13 protein-coding genes are annotated in these 14,651 nt (G+C 68.2%); 6 read left to right on the forward strand and 7 right to left on the reverse strand.

Going from position 1 to position 14,651, the window contains the following annotated elements; genetic code table 11:
* Positions 1 to 528, reverse strand: a 528-nt coding sequence (locus VFS34_07375; GenBank protein ID HET9794266.1) for a 2-dehydropantoate 2-reductase, incomplete at its 3' end; no start/stop codon positions are given.
* Between the two features lie 64 nt (positions 529 to 592).
* On the opposite strand from VFS34_07375, the gene VFS34_07380 reads away from it, so the two are divergent.
* Positions 593 to 1,573 carry a transglutaminase domain-containing protein gene (locus tag VFS34_07380; GenBank protein ID HET9794267.1) on the forward strand — a complete coding sequence of 327 codons (981 nt, stop codon included), beginning with the start codon at positions 593 to 595 and terminating at the stop codon, positions 1,571 to 1,573.
* 54 nt (positions 1,574 to 1,627) lie between these two features.
* On the opposite strand, the gene VFS34_07385 is transcribed toward VFS34_07380, so the two are convergent.
* From VFS34_07385 to VFS34_07405, 5 genes are all read right to left on the reverse strand, one after another.
* Positions 1,628 to 2,146: a hypothetical protein gene (locus tag VFS34_07385; GenBank protein ID HET9794268.1), complete on the reverse strand. Its 519-nt coding sequence runs from the start codon at positions 2,144 to 2,146 to the stop codon at positions 1,628 to 1,630.
* Positions 2,143 to 2,682, reverse strand: a complete 540-nt coding sequence (locus VFS34_07390) for a DUF1579 family protein (GenBank protein ID HET9794269.1) — start codon at positions 2,680 to 2,682, stop codon at positions 2,143 to 2,145. The genes VFS34_07385 and VFS34_07390 overlap by 4 nt, the downstream gene beginning before the upstream one ends.
* Positions 2,683 to 2,699: 17 nt before the next feature.
* Positions 2,700 to 3,236: a hypothetical protein gene (locus VFS34_07395; protein HET9794270.1), complete on the reverse strand. Its 537-nt coding sequence runs from the start codon at positions 3,234 to 3,236 to the stop codon at positions 2,700 to 2,702.
* A gap of 17 nt (positions 3,237 to 3,253) precedes the next feature.
* Positions 3,254 to 4,072 carry a DUF3108 domain-containing protein gene (locus VFS34_07400; GenBank protein ID HET9794271.1) on the reverse strand — a complete coding sequence of 273 codons (819 nt, stop codon included), beginning with the start codon at positions 4,070 to 4,072 and terminating at the stop codon, positions 3,254 to 3,256.
* Positions 4,073 to 4,164: 92 nt separating this feature from the next.
* Positions 4,165 to 5,094: an AraC family transcriptional regulator gene (locus VFS34_07405; GenBank protein ID HET9794272.1), complete on the reverse strand. Its 930-nt coding sequence runs from the start codon at positions 5,092 to 5,094 to the stop codon at positions 4,165 to 4,167.
* A gap of 84 nt (positions 5,095 to 5,178) precedes the next feature.
* On the opposite strand from VFS34_07405, the gene VFS34_07410 reads away from it, so the two are divergent.
* The 5 genes from VFS34_07410 to VFS34_07430 all read left to right on the forward strand — a co-directional run bounded on the left by VFS34_07410 (position 5,179) and on the right by VFS34_07430 (position 13,561).
* Positions 5,179 to 7,221 (forward strand): (Fe-S)-binding protein, encoded by a 2,043-nt coding sequence (locus VFS34_07410; GenBank protein HET9794273.1) that lies wholly within the window; start codon positions 5,179 to 5,181, stop codon positions 7,219 to 7,221.
* A 197-nt stretch (positions 7,222 to 7,418) separates the two neighbouring features.
* A complete protein-coding gene (sufT, locus tag VFS34_07415; protein HET9794274.1) occupies positions 7,419 to 7,994 on the forward strand; it encodes a putative Fe-S cluster assembly protein SufT in 576 nt (191 codons plus the stop codon).
* A 400-nt stretch (positions 7,995 to 8,394) separates the two neighbouring features.
* Entirely contained in the window at positions 8,395 to 12,030 is a 3,636-nt protein-coding gene (nifJ, locus tag VFS34_07420) for a pyruvate:ferredoxin (flavodoxin) oxidoreductase (GenBank protein HET9794275.1), read from the forward strand.
* Positions 12,030 to 13,034 carry a dihydroorotate dehydrogenase-like protein gene (locus VFS34_07425; protein HET9794276.1) on the forward strand — a complete coding sequence of 335 codons (1,005 nt, stop codon included), beginning with the start codon at positions 12,030 to 12,032 and terminating at the stop codon, positions 13,032 to 13,034. Before nifJ ends, VFS34_07425 begins: the two co-directional genes overlap by 1 nt.
* 314 nt (positions 13,035 to 13,348) lie before the next feature.
* Positions 13,349 to 13,561 (forward strand): hypothetical protein, encoded by a 213-nt coding sequence (locus tag VFS34_07430; GenBank protein ID HET9794277.1) that lies wholly within the window; start codon positions 13,349 to 13,351, stop codon positions 13,559 to 13,561.
* 31 nt (positions 13,562 to 13,592) lie between these two features.
* Here VFS34_07430 and VFS34_07435 read toward each other — a convergent pair.
* On the reverse strand, positions 13,593 to 14,651 hold a 1,059-nt coding region (locus tag VFS34_07435; GenBank protein ID HET9794278.1), incomplete at its 5' end, for a tetratricopeptide repeat protein.

The raw sequence follows: 14,651 nt of genomic DNA on the forward strand, positions 1-14,651 counted from the left end.
CTCCTCCACCGTGACTCCCTTCGCGCGCCGGAAGACCTCCCGCAGCCGCCGGACGCGCTCGCTCGCCGTGCCGTCCATCTCGCCGAACGCGAGCGAGGGGGTCACTCCCGCGTGCCGGATCACGCCCGGCGCCACGATGAAGCTCAGGATCTTGCAGAGGCCGCCGAGCACGGGATGGGCGCCGAGAACCGCCGCGAGCTCGTCCGGCGCTTCGACCCCGTTCTCGAGGGGGACGACGATCGTCTCCGCCCGCACGAGCGGCCGCATCCGTTCGGCGGCCTCCTTCACCTGCCAGGCCTTGACGCAGACGAGGACCGCGTCGACCGGGCCGATCGACGCCGGGTCCTCGGTGGCCTTCGCCGGCGATACACGAAAATCGCCGGCGACGCTCTCGACCGTCAATCCGTCCTTGCGGATCGCCTCGAGATGCGCCCCCCGCGCGATGAACGTCACGTCCTCGCCCGCTTCGGCGAGCCGTCCCCCGAAATAGCCGCCGACTCCTCCCGCGCCGAAGACCGCGAATCGCATCGGCGGAATTACATCATCGAACCCGAGGTTTCCGGCGGGCGTTCCGCCCGGATAGGATTCGCCCATGAATCGAACGATCCCGGGACGCTCCGCCGCCGCGGCGTGGATCCTGGCGGCCGCCGTCGGGGCTTCTTCTCTCGAGGCCGCCGGAGAACGCCGTTTCGAGCTCACCTACGAGTTCACGGTCCACGTCCCCGCGGGAGCGCACCGCGTCCGGATCTGGGCTCCCGTCGCCGTCACGGATGAGAACCAGAGCGTCGGAAAGCCGGAGGTGACGTCGCCCCTCTCCTTTCGCGAAACGCGTGAGGGGGAGTTCGGCAACCGATTCCTCTACGCGGAGGAGCCGCCCGGAGGCAAGGCCGCCGACATTCCGGTCGTGGTCCGCTATCGGGTCGCGCGGCGGGAATCGGCGGGGGGGAACCCTTCCGATCCGCCCTCCGCGCGGTTCCTCCGCGCCGACCGGCTCGTCCCGATCGACGGGAAGATGAAGGAGCTCGCCGACATCAACACGAAGGGTTCGTCGACCGCGATCGAGAAGGCCCGGGCCCTGTACGACTACGTCTTCCATTCCCTTCGCTACGACAAGTCGGGAACGGGCTGGGGGCGCGGAGACGCTCTCTGGGCGTGCGATGCGAAGCACGGGAACTGCACGGACTTCCATTCGGTCTTCATCTCGATGGCGCGGGCCGAGGGGATTCCCACCCGCTTCGAGATCGGGTTTCCGCTGCCGGCGAGCGTGCACGCGGGGGAGATCGCCGGCTATCACTGCTGGGCCGCGTTCTACACGGCCGGAGCCGGATGGGTCCCGGTGGACATTTCCGAGGCGTGGCAGGACCCGAGCCGACACGACTATCTGTTCGGCCATCTCGATCCCGATCGGATTCGATTCACGACCGGGCGCGACCTCGTCCTCGAGCCCCGCCAGGACGGGCCCCCGCTGAACTTCTTCGTTTACCCCTACGTCGAGATCGACGGCGAGCCGTTCGACGGCGTGACGCGGAGATTCTCGTTCCAGGATCTGCCGGAGGATCGCGCCTCGCGCTGACGAGTCGGACGGCGGATACCCGTGGGGCCCGCCGGATTCCGAACGGGACTCCCCTCAGGGCTCGCGCCGCACGTACGTGTAGTCGTAGTTGACCTTCCACGTCTTTCCGTCGGGCGAGGCCTCCGAGCGCTGGCGGACGGATCCGCCCGGCAGGGGAGTGAACGTGAGGCGGCGATGGATGAGTTTGCCGGAGGCCGCATGCGATTCGCCTTCGAACCGCATCGCTCCGTCCCTGAACTCGCCTTCGAACTCGCTCGTGTTTCCCGCGCTGTCGACCCACATCTGCCGCCATTTCTTCCGCACGGGATCGAAGAAGTTGAGGCTCTTGCCCGAGTAGCCGTCCGGTTCCTCGTAGTTCTCGAGGAGCGCGCAGCCGCCGGCGATCTTCTCCTCGCGGCTCGAGGCGCGAGTCCCGTCGTCCGGCTGTCCGTCGGACGGACGGACTTCCCAGTTTCCCAGCCAGAAGTCGAACTGCGCCGATTCGGACCGCGCCGCACAGCCGGATCCGGCCGCCCGTCCGCACGGCGCGATCGAGGAGGCGAACAGGAGCGCGAGAGCGATCTTCCTCGTCATCGCTTCCTCCTCGTGTAGTGGATCGGCCACTGCACCTTCCAGGTCTTCCCGCCGTCGGCGGATCTCTCCCACCGCCAGTCGAACGCGTCCGGCGCGATGTGGTGGAAGACCATCCGCAGCGTGACCGGCTTCCCGTCCTTCCCGACCGCGTCCATCGCGAAGATCTTCTCGTCCGGACGGGATAAGTCGCCGACGAAGTCGAAATAGCCGGCCTGGTTGTCGACCCACGTCTGCCGCCATTTCTTCGTGCGGGCATCGAAGGTCGACCAGCTCTTCCCGACGAGCGGCCGGGGACCGCCGCCGGCGAAGTTCTCGGAGACGACGCACCCGTCCAGGATCTTCTCGATCCGGTTCGTTCCGCTGCCGGCGGGGCTGCCGGCCGACGCCGGCCACGTCGCGTCCCAGTCCCCGACCCAGAAATCGAGCTGCGTCCACTGCGGTCCGGAGCAGGGGGACGCCGGGGGAGCAGCCGCGGCGCCCGCCGCCACGAAGGCCGTGACGAAGGTCGAGGCGGCGGCGAGAGAACGGCGTTTCATCGATCCTCCTTCATGGCTCAGGGGCGGCGCATCTCGTCGACGAACAGGGAGGTCCACGTCCGGCCGTTGTCCTCGGAGACCATCTGGGTGCGCCGCCACGTGTCCTTGCCCGTGCGTTCGATGCGCATCCGCGATCCATGGGGGGGAGTGGCGGTCACCGAGGTCCATTCGCCTCGTTCGGCGGACGCCGTGCCTTCGAGTCGGGAGAAGTTTCGGCGCCGGGCGTTGACGTAGACGATCGTCGATTTCTCCCCCTTCGCGTCGGAGACCTCGAGGTAGAGACCCATGTAGTGCGGCGCACCTTCCTCGACTTCGATGCGTTCCTCGGTGCCCGCTCCGCCGAGGATGCTCGAAATCTCCGAATGGAGGGGGGCGGCGTCGCCGGTCGCGGCCTCGATGCGCCTCCCTTCCCACCGTCCGACCGTCCAGGCGAGCGGGTCGGCGGAGGGAGCGGGTTTCGGCGGCCGTTCCGCGGCGCGCCCGTCGGCGAGGAACAAGGCCGCCGTGATCGACGCGACCGCCGCGCCGCGAACGACCGACTTCGGGTCCGTCATGCGTTCTTCTCCCTCGCTCAGATCATCGTGTACGTCACGACCGCGGCGATCTCGCGGGATCCGTCTTCCTTCTTCGGGATCTCGAGAACGGCCTTGATCACGTAGGGGGCTTCCTTGCTCACCCACCAGGTCATCTTCCCGTAGAGCTTCGGCGCGGTCTCGACGACCCACGTTGTCCGCGTCTTTCCCGGCCCCGCCTCCACGGTTTCCTTTCCGAGGACGCGCACCGGCACCCAGTCGACCGCCATCTTGTCCGTGTCGAAGGCGGGGATCTCGGTCGCGTACCCTTCGCGGAGGGGAAGCGTCGAGACGAGGACGCCGTAGAGCCCGTAGAAGTTGAACACCGGAAGGTCGAGGTGAGCCGTCGCTTCCTCCGGCTTCGCGTCCTTCGACTCGATGTGCCGGTACGTCACGGTCTCGTGGCGGAAGTCGACGTGGCGCGTGTTTCCGTCGCTCGAGCGGGCGTAGTCGAACGTGAAAGGCTCCATCGTTTGCGGATCGAAGACGTCGACGAAGGTCATCCGGATGTCCTTCTTCGCGTACTGGACGGTCTGGGTACGGCGCAGGGCGGGCTTCCCCTCGAAGGTCGTTTCGTCGAGGCGGTCTTCCCAGATGCCCGCTTCGACCGCGGGGCCTCCCGGTTTCTGCTGCGTGAACCTCCAGCGGTTCGTGTAGGGACGAAGCTGCGCGCCGGTGACCGAAGGGTCGCCGACGAGCGTGCGGGCGGGCGCAGCGTGAAGCGGAGTCGCTGCGCCGGCGACGGCGGCGAAAACGCGTGCGGAGCCGGAGAGCACCGCGAGAACGAGCGGAAGCGCGAGGCCGAGGCGACGGATCATCGGGCGATCTCCTTCGCCCCCTTTTCTACGGCGCGGCGGCCGCCGAGGCTATCACGCGATTGCCCCGGCCGGCCGGCGCCAGGCGCCGAAGATCAGTTGCCGCCGGTCGCGCCGGGACGAGCGTTCGCGGAGCGGTTCCAGGCGGCCGACGGCGGCGATCCGAATTCCCGCCGGAAAGCGTAGGTGAAATGGCTGTGGCTCGAATAGCCGAGATCGAGGGCCAGCCGGGTGATGTCGCCGCGATAGTCGGGGAGCACGTCGAGTGCCGTCCGGAGCCGGAGCCGGTGCAGATACCGGTTCACCGAGATGCCCGTCTCCCTCCGGAAGGCCCGGCAGGTATGGAACGGGGAGAGCCCCGCGGCCGCCGCGACGTCGGAGAGGCGCACGCACTCCCGGAAGCGGAGAGACAGGTAGCCGCGGGCGGCGTCGATCGACTCCCGGCGCCGGCGAACGGCCGAGGGACGCTCCGGCCGCGACGCGGGGCGGGGACGCGATGCGGCCGCGACGGTCTCCGCGACGAGCGCGAGCGCTCCTTCCTCGAGCTCGATCGGGTCGACGGGATCGCCCGCGATCGCGCGGGAAAAGATCCGGTGCTGGATCCAGTAGCTGCGGGACGAGCTCGGCCCCCGGAGGAACGGAAAATTCGCCTCTTCGGATCCGGCCCGGGGACCCGCTTCGGAGAGCGCATCGGCGACGACGTCGGGACGGGCGACGAGGCCGACGCCGCGGTCGCCGCAGCCGTGGGGATGGCTCGTCCGATAGACGCCCAGCGGATTGAAGAACGCGACCGAGTTCACGTCGATCAGCGCGGACCTTCCTTCCGAGTGCAGCATGTACGTTCCGGCGTGGGGAAAGCCGATGACGTGCCAGAACTGCTGCCGCTCCGAAGTGATCGCCCGGTCGCGGACGAGGCACGCCCACCGGGTGAGCCGAACGGTGGGGCTCTCGAAGAGCCACTCGATCGTGATCCCCGCCACGTCGCGGGCCGGAGCGGTCGGGCAGGGTGCCGAAGACGTTTCCATCCTCCCAGAGTACGTTCGGGGCGAGGGAAGGTTTTCGGAAGCCGTTCCGGCGCGAGTTCCCGACATGTGGTCAAATTGCGCGGCATGAAGATCTTCGAGGCTCCGACGGCGGCGAGCTGGATGGGGGTCCCGGAAACGGCGATTTTCGCCCTTCTCGTTCTCGCGGCGATTCTCGTCTTCGCCTACTCCGCGTCGCGTCGCTTCCAGGCGTTGACCGCCGGGAAACGGGAGAACCGTTTCGACCGGATTCCGACGCGGATCGGCAAGACGATCGAGTACGCGTTCCTGCAGCTCCGGATGTTCCGCGACCCCTACGCCGGGATCTTCCACATCCTGATCTTCTCGGGCTTCGTCGTTCTCGCGGTCCGGACGCTGTCGCTCGTGGTCGAAGGGCTGGCGCCGGGTTTCCAGCCGTTCCCCGGCGCGTTCGGCCATGCCTACAACTTCGTCAAGGACGTCGTCGAGCTGCTCGTCTTCGTCGGAGTCGCGATGGCGGCGTGGCGCCGGCTCTTCGCCCGGCCGAAGAGGCTGGATCCCTCCTTCGACGCATGGCTGATCCTGTTCCTGATCGACCTCCTGATCGTGACCGACGTCGTGGCCGACGCCGCCCGGATCGCGCTCGAGCCGGCTCGAGCCGGATGGTGGTCGCCCGTGACGGGGCCGCTCGCCGGCGTCCTCGCGGGGATCGCTCCGGCCGCGCTCGCGAGCCTCTTTGCCGTCTGCTGGTGGACGCACCTCGTCGACATCTTCTTCTTCGGCAACTATCTCCCGTACTCGAAGCACTTCCACATCATCGTCGCGGTCCCGAACATCTTCCTGCAGAAGCTCGAGCCGATGGGAAGGCTCGCGACCGTCGATCTCGAGAACGTCGAGACGTTCGGCGCGTCGAAGATCGAGGACTTCACGTGGAAGGCGCTCCTCGACGGGTACACGTGCACGGAGTGCGGCCGCTGCCGCGTCGTTTGTCCGACCGTCCTCACCGGGAAGCCGCTCGATCCGAAGAACCACATCACGACGTTTCGCGACGCGTTCTACGCCGAGACTCCCCGCCTCCTCGCGGAGGCGACGGGACGCGGGAACGGAGCGGCGGCGGAGACGAAGCCGCTCATCGGCGGCTGGATCTCGGAGGAGACGATCTGGGCGTGCACGACGTGCGGCTTCTGCACCACGGCCTGCCCGGTCTTCATCATTCCCGCCGTCGACAAGATCGTCGAGATGCGCCGGCACCTCGTTCTCGACCGCGCCGAGTTCCCGAAGGAAATGCAGACCGCGTTCCGGGGAATGGAGACGAACGGGAACCCCTGGGGGATTTCGGCGGCCTCGCGCGCCGACTGGGTCGGGGAGATCCCGGTCGTCACCATGGCGGAAGCGGAAAAGGGATCCGTCGAATATCTCTTCTGGGTCGGCTGCGCCGGGTCGTACGAGGATCGGGCGAAGCGGGTCTCGAAGGCGCTCGTCGAGATCCTCCGCGAAGCGGGGGTGTCGTTCGCGATCCTCGGGACCGAAGAGACGTGCAACGGCGACTCGGCGCGCCGGATGGGGAACGAGTATCTCTTCCAGACTCTCGCCCAGCAGAACGTCGAGACGATGAACGGCTACGGCGTGAAGAAGATCGTCACGAACTGCCCGCATTGCCTGAACTGCCTGAAGAACGAATATCCGCAGTTCGGCGGCGACTACGAGGTGATCCACGGGACCGAGCTCGTCGCGGAGCTCATCGCGCAGGGGCGAATCCGGATGCGGGGAGAGCTCCCGGAATCGATCACGTTCCACGACCCCTGTTATCTCGGCCGCTACAACAGGGTCTACGACGCGCCGCGGAGGATCCTCGAGTCGATCCCGGGCGTGACCCTCCGCGAGATGGAGCATTCGAAGGAAAAGGGGCTCTGCTGCGGGGCCGGCGGCGGCCGGATGTGGATGGAAGAGAAGCTCGGGGAGCGGATCAACCAGACCCGCATGAAGGAGATCGCCGCGATGGGGACCGACAAGGTCGGCGTCTCCTGCCCCTTCTGCATGGTGATGATCGGCAACGCGAAGGAGGAGATCCAGCAGGGGCCGCCCGCCTTCGACGTTCTGGAGCTCGCCCGCGCGTCGATGGAGACGGGCGCGGACCATACCCGCCGTTGATCTGGGCCGTCGGGCATGGCGGCGGCTCGACGTACGCATCCCGTACCCCTCACCGCCGCCGGGCCCGACGATCCCGCCTTTCCGCGCGTCCGGCCGCGCCTCGTCGTTTCCTTGCAGGGAAGGGCGAGGCCGACTCGGTCCGGGCGCATGCGTGGGAGATTGCGGCTCCGGGCGCTAGAATGGGACCGGAGGAAGGAATGCCCGGTTATCCTCAGTCGATTCTGTCCCTTTCCCGCGACGTCGTCGCGATGCAGATCCCTTCCGGCGAGCGGATCGCCCTGCCGTCGAAAACGCTCGTCCGGATCACCCAGACCCTCGGCGGGAACTTCACCGTGGAAGTCCCGTCGCTCGGCGGCCTGTTCCGCATCGAAGGAAAGGATGCGGACGCGCTCGGCGTCGAGATGCCGGAGGAGGCCAGGAAGTCCCTGGAGGCTTCGGCTTCGGCGGACACGTCGACCGCCGAGGGCGTCGAGAAGGCGGTCTGGGAGCAACTCAAGACCGTGTTCGACCCCGAGATCCCGATCAACATCGTGGAGCTGGGGCTCGTCTACAACATGGAGGTCAAGCCCGTCGAGAAGGGATACCGCATCGAGGTGAAAATGACCCTGACGGCGCCCGGCTGCGGTATGGGCGCCGCGATCGCCGACGACGCGAAGCGCAAGATCGAATCGGTTCCCGGCGTCGTGGACACGGACGTGCAACTGGTGTGGGAGCCGGTTTGGGGGCCCAACATGATGAGCGAAGCTGCCAAACTGACGCTCGGCTTCATGTAAGTGGGCCGGCGCGGACCATACGGGTCGTAATACGGGACGCGGAAGCCCGGCCGGCGGGCTTAACGTACGCCGCGGTACGCCGCGCCCGCCGGCCGGCTTCCGCGCGCGTCTTCCAACCCGTCTGCCCGCGCCGGAGCTCTTTTCCGCAGTACGCGCGCTCGCCGGGATGTCGTTGCGGGGGAGCGAAGCAACCGCAAACGCAGCATGAGGTCGGCGGGTTCCTTTTCGCACCTCGCCATCGATCTCGACCGACTCGTTTCGCCGGGTGAAGAAGCGCCTAGAGGTCGGCGACTAAGGCCCGCTCCTACAGCGTCATGCGACGCCGGCAAACGGATCAAACGGCGCAAATGATTCATCCTCATCAGGCCCGGCGACCTGTGGAAAAGCTACCGTCCAAGGCATGCCAAACGGACGCTGGATCATGCTGGACGCCAACGAGGCGGTGGCTTCGGTCGCTCACCGGCTGAGCGAAGTCATCGCGATCTACCCGATCACTCCTTCCTCCCCGATGGGGGAGTTCGCCGACGAATGGTCCGCCGCCGGAAGAAAGAACCTCTGGGGAGCCGTCCCCCAGGTCACGGAGATGCAGTCGGAGGGAGGAGCCGCCGGCGCCGTGCACGGGGCCCTCCAGGCGGGCGCGCTCGCGACGACCTTCACGGCGTCGCAGGGCCTCCTCCTGATGATCCCCAACATGTACAAGATCGCGGGGGAGCTGACCCCGTTCACGATGCACGTCGCCGCGCGGACCCTCGCGACGCACGCGCTCTCGATCTTCGGCGACCACTCCGACGTGATGGCCTGCCGGCAGACCGGCTTCGCGATGCTCGCCGCCTCGTCCGTCCAGGAAGCCCAGGATCTCGCCGCGATCGCGCACACCGCCTCGCTTTCGAGCCGCGTGCCGTTCCTCCACTTCTTCGACGGCTTCCGGACGTCCCACGAGGTCGCGAAGATCGCGCCCCTCTCGGACGACGACCTGCGGGCCATCGTCGACGAGGAACCGATCGCGGCGCACCGCCGGCGCGCGCTCTCCCCGGATCACCCGTGCCTCCGCGGCACGGCCCAGAACCCCGACACGTTCTTCCAGGCGAGCGAAGCCGCGAACCGGTTCCACGACGCGGTGCCCGCGATCGTCAAGGAGCGGATGAACCGCTTCGCCGGGCGCACCGGCCGCCGCTACGCGCTGTTCGACTACGCCGGCCATCCGGCCGCCGAGCGCGTCGTCGTCGCGATGGGCTCCGGCGCCGAGACCGTCGCCGAGACGGCCCGGCACCTCGCCGGGCGCGGAGAAAAGGTCGGCGCGATCACGGTCCGGCTCTACCGTCCGTTTTCGATCGCCGCGTTCGCCGCGGCGCTCCCGCCGAGCGTCCGCTCGATCGCCGTTCTCGACCGCACGAAAGAGCCCGGCTCGGTCGGCGAGCCGCTCTTCCTCGACGTCGTCGGGGCTCTCGCGGAGGCGAAGGAGAACGGCCTCACCGCGGCTTCCCCCCGCGTGATCGGCGGCCGATACGGCCTGTCGTCGAAGGAGTTCACTCCGGCGATGGCGAAGGCGGTCTTCGACGAGCTCGCGAAGGAGGCGCCCAAGCGGCGGTTCACGGTCGGAATCGTGGACGACGTCACTCATCTCTCCCTCCCGTTCGATCCGGAGTTCGAGATCGAGCCGGCCGAAGTGATGCGGGCGGTCTTCCACGGGCTCGGCGCGGACGGAACCGTGGGCGCCAACAAGAACACGATCAAGATCATCGGAGAGGAAACCGACAACCACGCGCAGGGCTTCTTCGTCTACGACTCGAAGAAATCGGGCGCGGCGACCGTTTCGCATCTGCGGTTCGGGCCGCGGCCGATCCGTTCCCCGTACCTGATCCGGCGCGCGAGCTTCGTGGCGTGCCACCAGTTCGAGTTCCTCAAGCGCGCGGACGTGCTCGACGCGCTCGAACCGGGGGGCGAGTTCCTCCTGAACAGTCCGTGGGGGCCGGACGAGGTCTGGGAGCACCTGCCGCGCGAGGTCCAGGAGGCGCTGCGGGAGAAGCAGCCGCTCTTCTACGTGATCGACGCGAACCGGGTCGCGCGCGAGGCGGGTCTCGGCGGCAGGACGAACACGATCCTCCAGGCGTGTTTCTTCGCGATCACGAACGTCATTCCGCAGGAGAACGCGATCGAGAAGATCAAGCGCGCGATCGAGAAGACGTACGCCCGGAAGGGAAGCGAGGTCCTGAAACGGAACTTCGCCGCCGTGGACGCCGCGCTCGCGAATCTCCATCTCGTCCGGATCCCCGCGGAAGCGACCGGACTGCCCCGGCCGCCGACCGTGCCCCTGGAGGCTCCGGATTTCGTGAAACGGATCACCGCCGTGCTCATGGAGGGGAGAGGGGACGCGCTGCCGGTCTCCGCCTTCCCGCCGGACGGGACGTGGCCCCTCGGGACAGCGCGTTTCGAGAAGAGGAACATCGGTGCCGAGATTCCCGTGTGGGACCCGGCGCTCTGCATCCAGTGCAACAAGTGCGTCCTGATCTGCCCCCACGCCGTCATCCGGGCGAAGGTCTTCGACCCGTCGCTCCTGGAGAAGGCTCCCGCGACGTTCCGCTCGACCGACTTCCGGGCCGCCGATTACGCCGGGATGAAGTACACGCTGCAGGTCGCGCCGGAGGACTGCACGGGGTGCTCGCTCTGCGTCTCGTTCTGCCCCGCCAAGGACAAGGCGAATCCGCGGCGGAAAGCGATCGCGATGGCGCCCCAGCCGCCGCTCCGGGAAGCCGAGAAGGAGAACTTCTCCTTCTTCCTCGGGCTGCCCGAGCCCGACCGGACGAAGCTTCGCGTGCTGGACGTCAAGGGGAGCCAGTTCTTCGAGCCGCTCTTCGAGTTCTCCGGCGCCTGCTCCGGATGCGGCGAGACGCCCTACGTGAAGCTCCTGACGCAGCTCTTCGGCGACCGGACCCTCATCGCCAACGCGACGGGGTGCAGCAGCATCTACGGCGGGAACCTGCCCACGACGCCGTACGCGGCCAACGCCTGCGGCCGCGGCCCGGCTTGGTCGAACTCCCTGTTCGAAGACAACGCGGAATTCGGCCTCGGGATGCGCCTCGCGCTCGACAGCCTCGCCGAGCAGGCGCGCGCGCTCCTGGCGGCGATGGCGCCCGCCGTCGGCGAGGACCTCGCGGCCGCGATCCTCGGCGCGGGACCCGGCTCGGCCGGGATCGACGCGCAGCGCGGCCGAGTCGTGATTCTGAAGGAGAAGCTCGCGGCGATCTCGACGCCCGAGGCGAGGCGGCTCGCCGAAATCGCCGACGCGCTCGTGCGCAAGAGCGTGTGGATCGTCGGCGGAGACGGCTGGGCGTACGACATCGGATTCGGCGGGCTCGATCATGTGCTCGCCTCCGGCCGCGACGTGAACATCCTCGTTCTCGACACCGAGGTCTACTCGAACACGGGAGGCCAGCAGTCGAAGTCGACCCCGTTCGGGGCGGTCGCGAAGTTCGCCTCCGCCGGGAAGAAGGCGCCCAAGAAGGACCTGGGGATGATCGCGATGGGCACCGGGCGCGCCTACGTCGCTTCGATCGCGATGGGAGCCCGCGACCACCAGACGCTGAAGGCCTTCCTGGAAGCGGAGTCGTATCCCGGACCCTCGATCCTGATCGCGTACAGCCATTGCATCGCGCACGGCTACGACATGGCGTACGGCGCCGACCAGCAGAAACTCGCCGTCGAGAGCGGCGTCTGGCCCCTGTTCCGCTTCGATCCGCGCCGCGCCGACGAGGGGCTCCCGCCGCTCGTGATCGACTCTCCGCCGCCGAAGGCGAAGGTCGCCGACTATCTGAGGAACGAGAACCGCTTCCGGGCCGTCGAGCGCGCGGGCGCCGACGCGTGGAAGGCGATGGTTCGGGAGGCCGAGCGCGCTTCGCAGCGGCGCGAAGCTCTCTACCGGCACCTCGCGGCGTTCGCCGGGAACGGCGACGGGCACGGACCGGCATCGCCGTCCCCGGCCGGCGTTCCCGCGTCTCCCGTTTCCGCGGCCGGGCCGGTGGCGGCGAAGGAGTCGTGATGGACCTCACGACCGTCTACCTCGGAATGGCCCTTCCGCACCCGCTGATGCCGGGAGCGTCTCCGCTCGTCGACGATCTCGACACCGTTCGACGCCTCGAGGACGCCGGCGCGGCGGCGATCGTGATGCATTCCCTCTTCCAGGAGCAGATCGTCCAGGACGAGGTGCGGCGGCACGTGCACCTCGCCGCATTCGACCAATCGAGCGCGGAGGCGCTCTCCTATTTCCCCCCCGCCTCCGAGTTCGAGCTCGGCCCCGAGGAATATCTCGAGCACGTCGCCCGCCTGAAGGCCGCCGTCCGGGTGCCGGTCGTCGCGTCCCTGAACGGAACGTCCCGCGAGTCGTGGGTCGAGTATGCCCGCCTGATCGAACAGGCGGGCGCCGACGCCCTCGAGGTGAACTGCTACTTCCTCGCGACCGATCCGATGGAGAACGGCGACGACGTCGAACGCCGGACCATCGAGGTCGCGGAGGCGGTCCGCAACGCCGTCAAGATCCCGGTCGCGATCAAGCTCTCTCCCTTCTACTCGGCTTTCGCGAACCTCGCACGGTCGCTCGACGAGGCGGGAGTCGACGGGATCGTGGTCTTCAACCGGTTCTACCAGCCGGACATCGACATCGAGAACCTGGAGATCCAGCCGAGCCTGCATCTCTCCGATTCGTCGGAGCTCCTCCTGCGGCTGCGATGGCTCGCGATCCTGTCGGGCCGGGTGAACGCCTCGCTCGTGATTTCCGGCGGCGTCCACAGCGCGACCGACGCCGTGAAAGCGGTGATGGCCGGCGCCGATGCGATTCAGATGGTCTCGGCTCTCCTCCGGCACGGGCCGGAGCACATCGCGGTGGTGCGCGAGGGCCTCGAGCGGTGGCTCGTGGAGCACGAATACGAGAGCCTCGCCGAGGCTCGCGGGAGCATGAGCCACAAGCATTGTCCGGACCCGGCCGCGCTGGAGCGCGCGAATTACATGCGGATCCTGCAGAGCTGGCGCCGTGGGGGGGAGTGGTAGGCCCGGCGATGCATCGAGCCGGACGGGCGCGGACAGGCCCGTGTCGCCCTCCGACGTACGCTCCGGTACGCCTGCGGGCGTCCCGGGCTGTCCGCATCCCGTCGGGCTCGCGCCTCGCCGCGCCTCGACGGTGGGTCTCGCGTCTGGCCCACTTCACCGTGGTCGGTTGAAGATCCTTCCGGCACCGGCCCGTCTTGCAACTCCTCACCGTCGACCGTACCAGGCGTGCCGCCGAACTCGCGCTGCGCGGATATGACGCATTCGCATCTGGAGCGGTTCGGCGAGAGCGGCGATCCTGATCCGGGAGGACAGCCATGAGAACGTTCGAGGACTTCACCGCGGCCACGGTCGGCAGCCGGACTCCCATGGAGGGGCTCGTGTCGATCTGCCCGCGCTGCGGGCGCTCCGGCATTCTCGAACCTCTCGCCGACGGCGGCCGGGAGTTCGTCCACGTCGAGACGGAAGAAGTGATGGGCGACGGGATGCTGGTCGAGCCCATCGACTGGTGCCGGGTCACCGGCGTCTAGCTCTTCCCGGCCCGGCCGTTCCCCTCGCACCTCATTTCGCCAGCTTCACCAGCGCGTTCTTCGCGCGTTCGTTCTTCGGGTCGAGCGCCAGCGCCCGCTCGAACTCGGCGCGCGCTTTCGCCGTTTCCCCGGTCGTCGCGTAGGCGCGCCCGAGGCCGAAGGCGGCGTCCGTGGACTTCGGGTAGGCGGCGGCGTTCTCGGAGAGGATGACGATGGCGGACGCGCCGGCCCCCATCTTCAGCATCTGGTATCCCGCGGCTTCCATTCCGCCGTCCGTGTCCACGTCGGGATGCGCCTGGCGAAAATCGGCATAGGTCCAGCGAACCGCCTCGACGTCGTCGCGCTCCTGGTAGAGCTGGTCGATGAGCGTCTGCAGAGGCGTCCGGTGGAGCGCGGGAGGGGAAAAGGCGGCGGCGTCGATCGGACGGTTCACGACGATCTCGCGCCACTGCATCGAATTCAGCACGCGGCCGGTCGCGATCTCGACCTCCTCGTTCCGGAACGAGAAGAGCACGCCCTCGACCGGGCGGAAATCGGAGAAACGCGTCTCGCTCGATACCTTCTCGCCGAACGCGTGGATCGGCGCGGCTTTCCGGTTCGCGATCTCGAGAAACGTCCGTGCGTCGATGAATTCCTCCACGGCGTAGCCGTCCCGCATCGTGAGGCGGAGCCGCCAGGCATCACGGCCGGCGATGGGCTCCTTGCCGAGCACCGCGATCGTCGATCCCTTTTCCCGATAACCGGCGAGCGGGCCGTCGATCCACACGCCGTGGCGCGCGGCCGCCGAGGCCGCGCCGACGGTTCGGAGGACGATTCCCGGATCGCCGTAGAACTCCCACGCGCTGCCGTCGTAGCCCTCGGCGAAATCGCCGATCGGCTTCTCGGGATCGCCCACGAGTTTGTAATACGGCCGCATGAGCGCCATCGCGGCGTGGTCGTTCTCGTGGGTTCCCTCCCGATAGGTCCCGCGATAGATGACCGAGCGGATCGCGGCGAGCCGTTGCGCGCCGCCCCGCGCTTCGACGTAGCGCGCGACGATCTCGTCGGCCGTTGGGGCGGTCGAGGCCGCGAGAGACGCCGAGATCGCGAG

It is taken from the genome of Thermoanaerobaculia bacterium, assembly GCA_035717485.1.
In the GTDB taxonomy this organism is placed as follows: Bacteria; Acidobacteriota; Thermoanaerobaculia; order UBA5066; family DATFVB01; genus DATFVB01.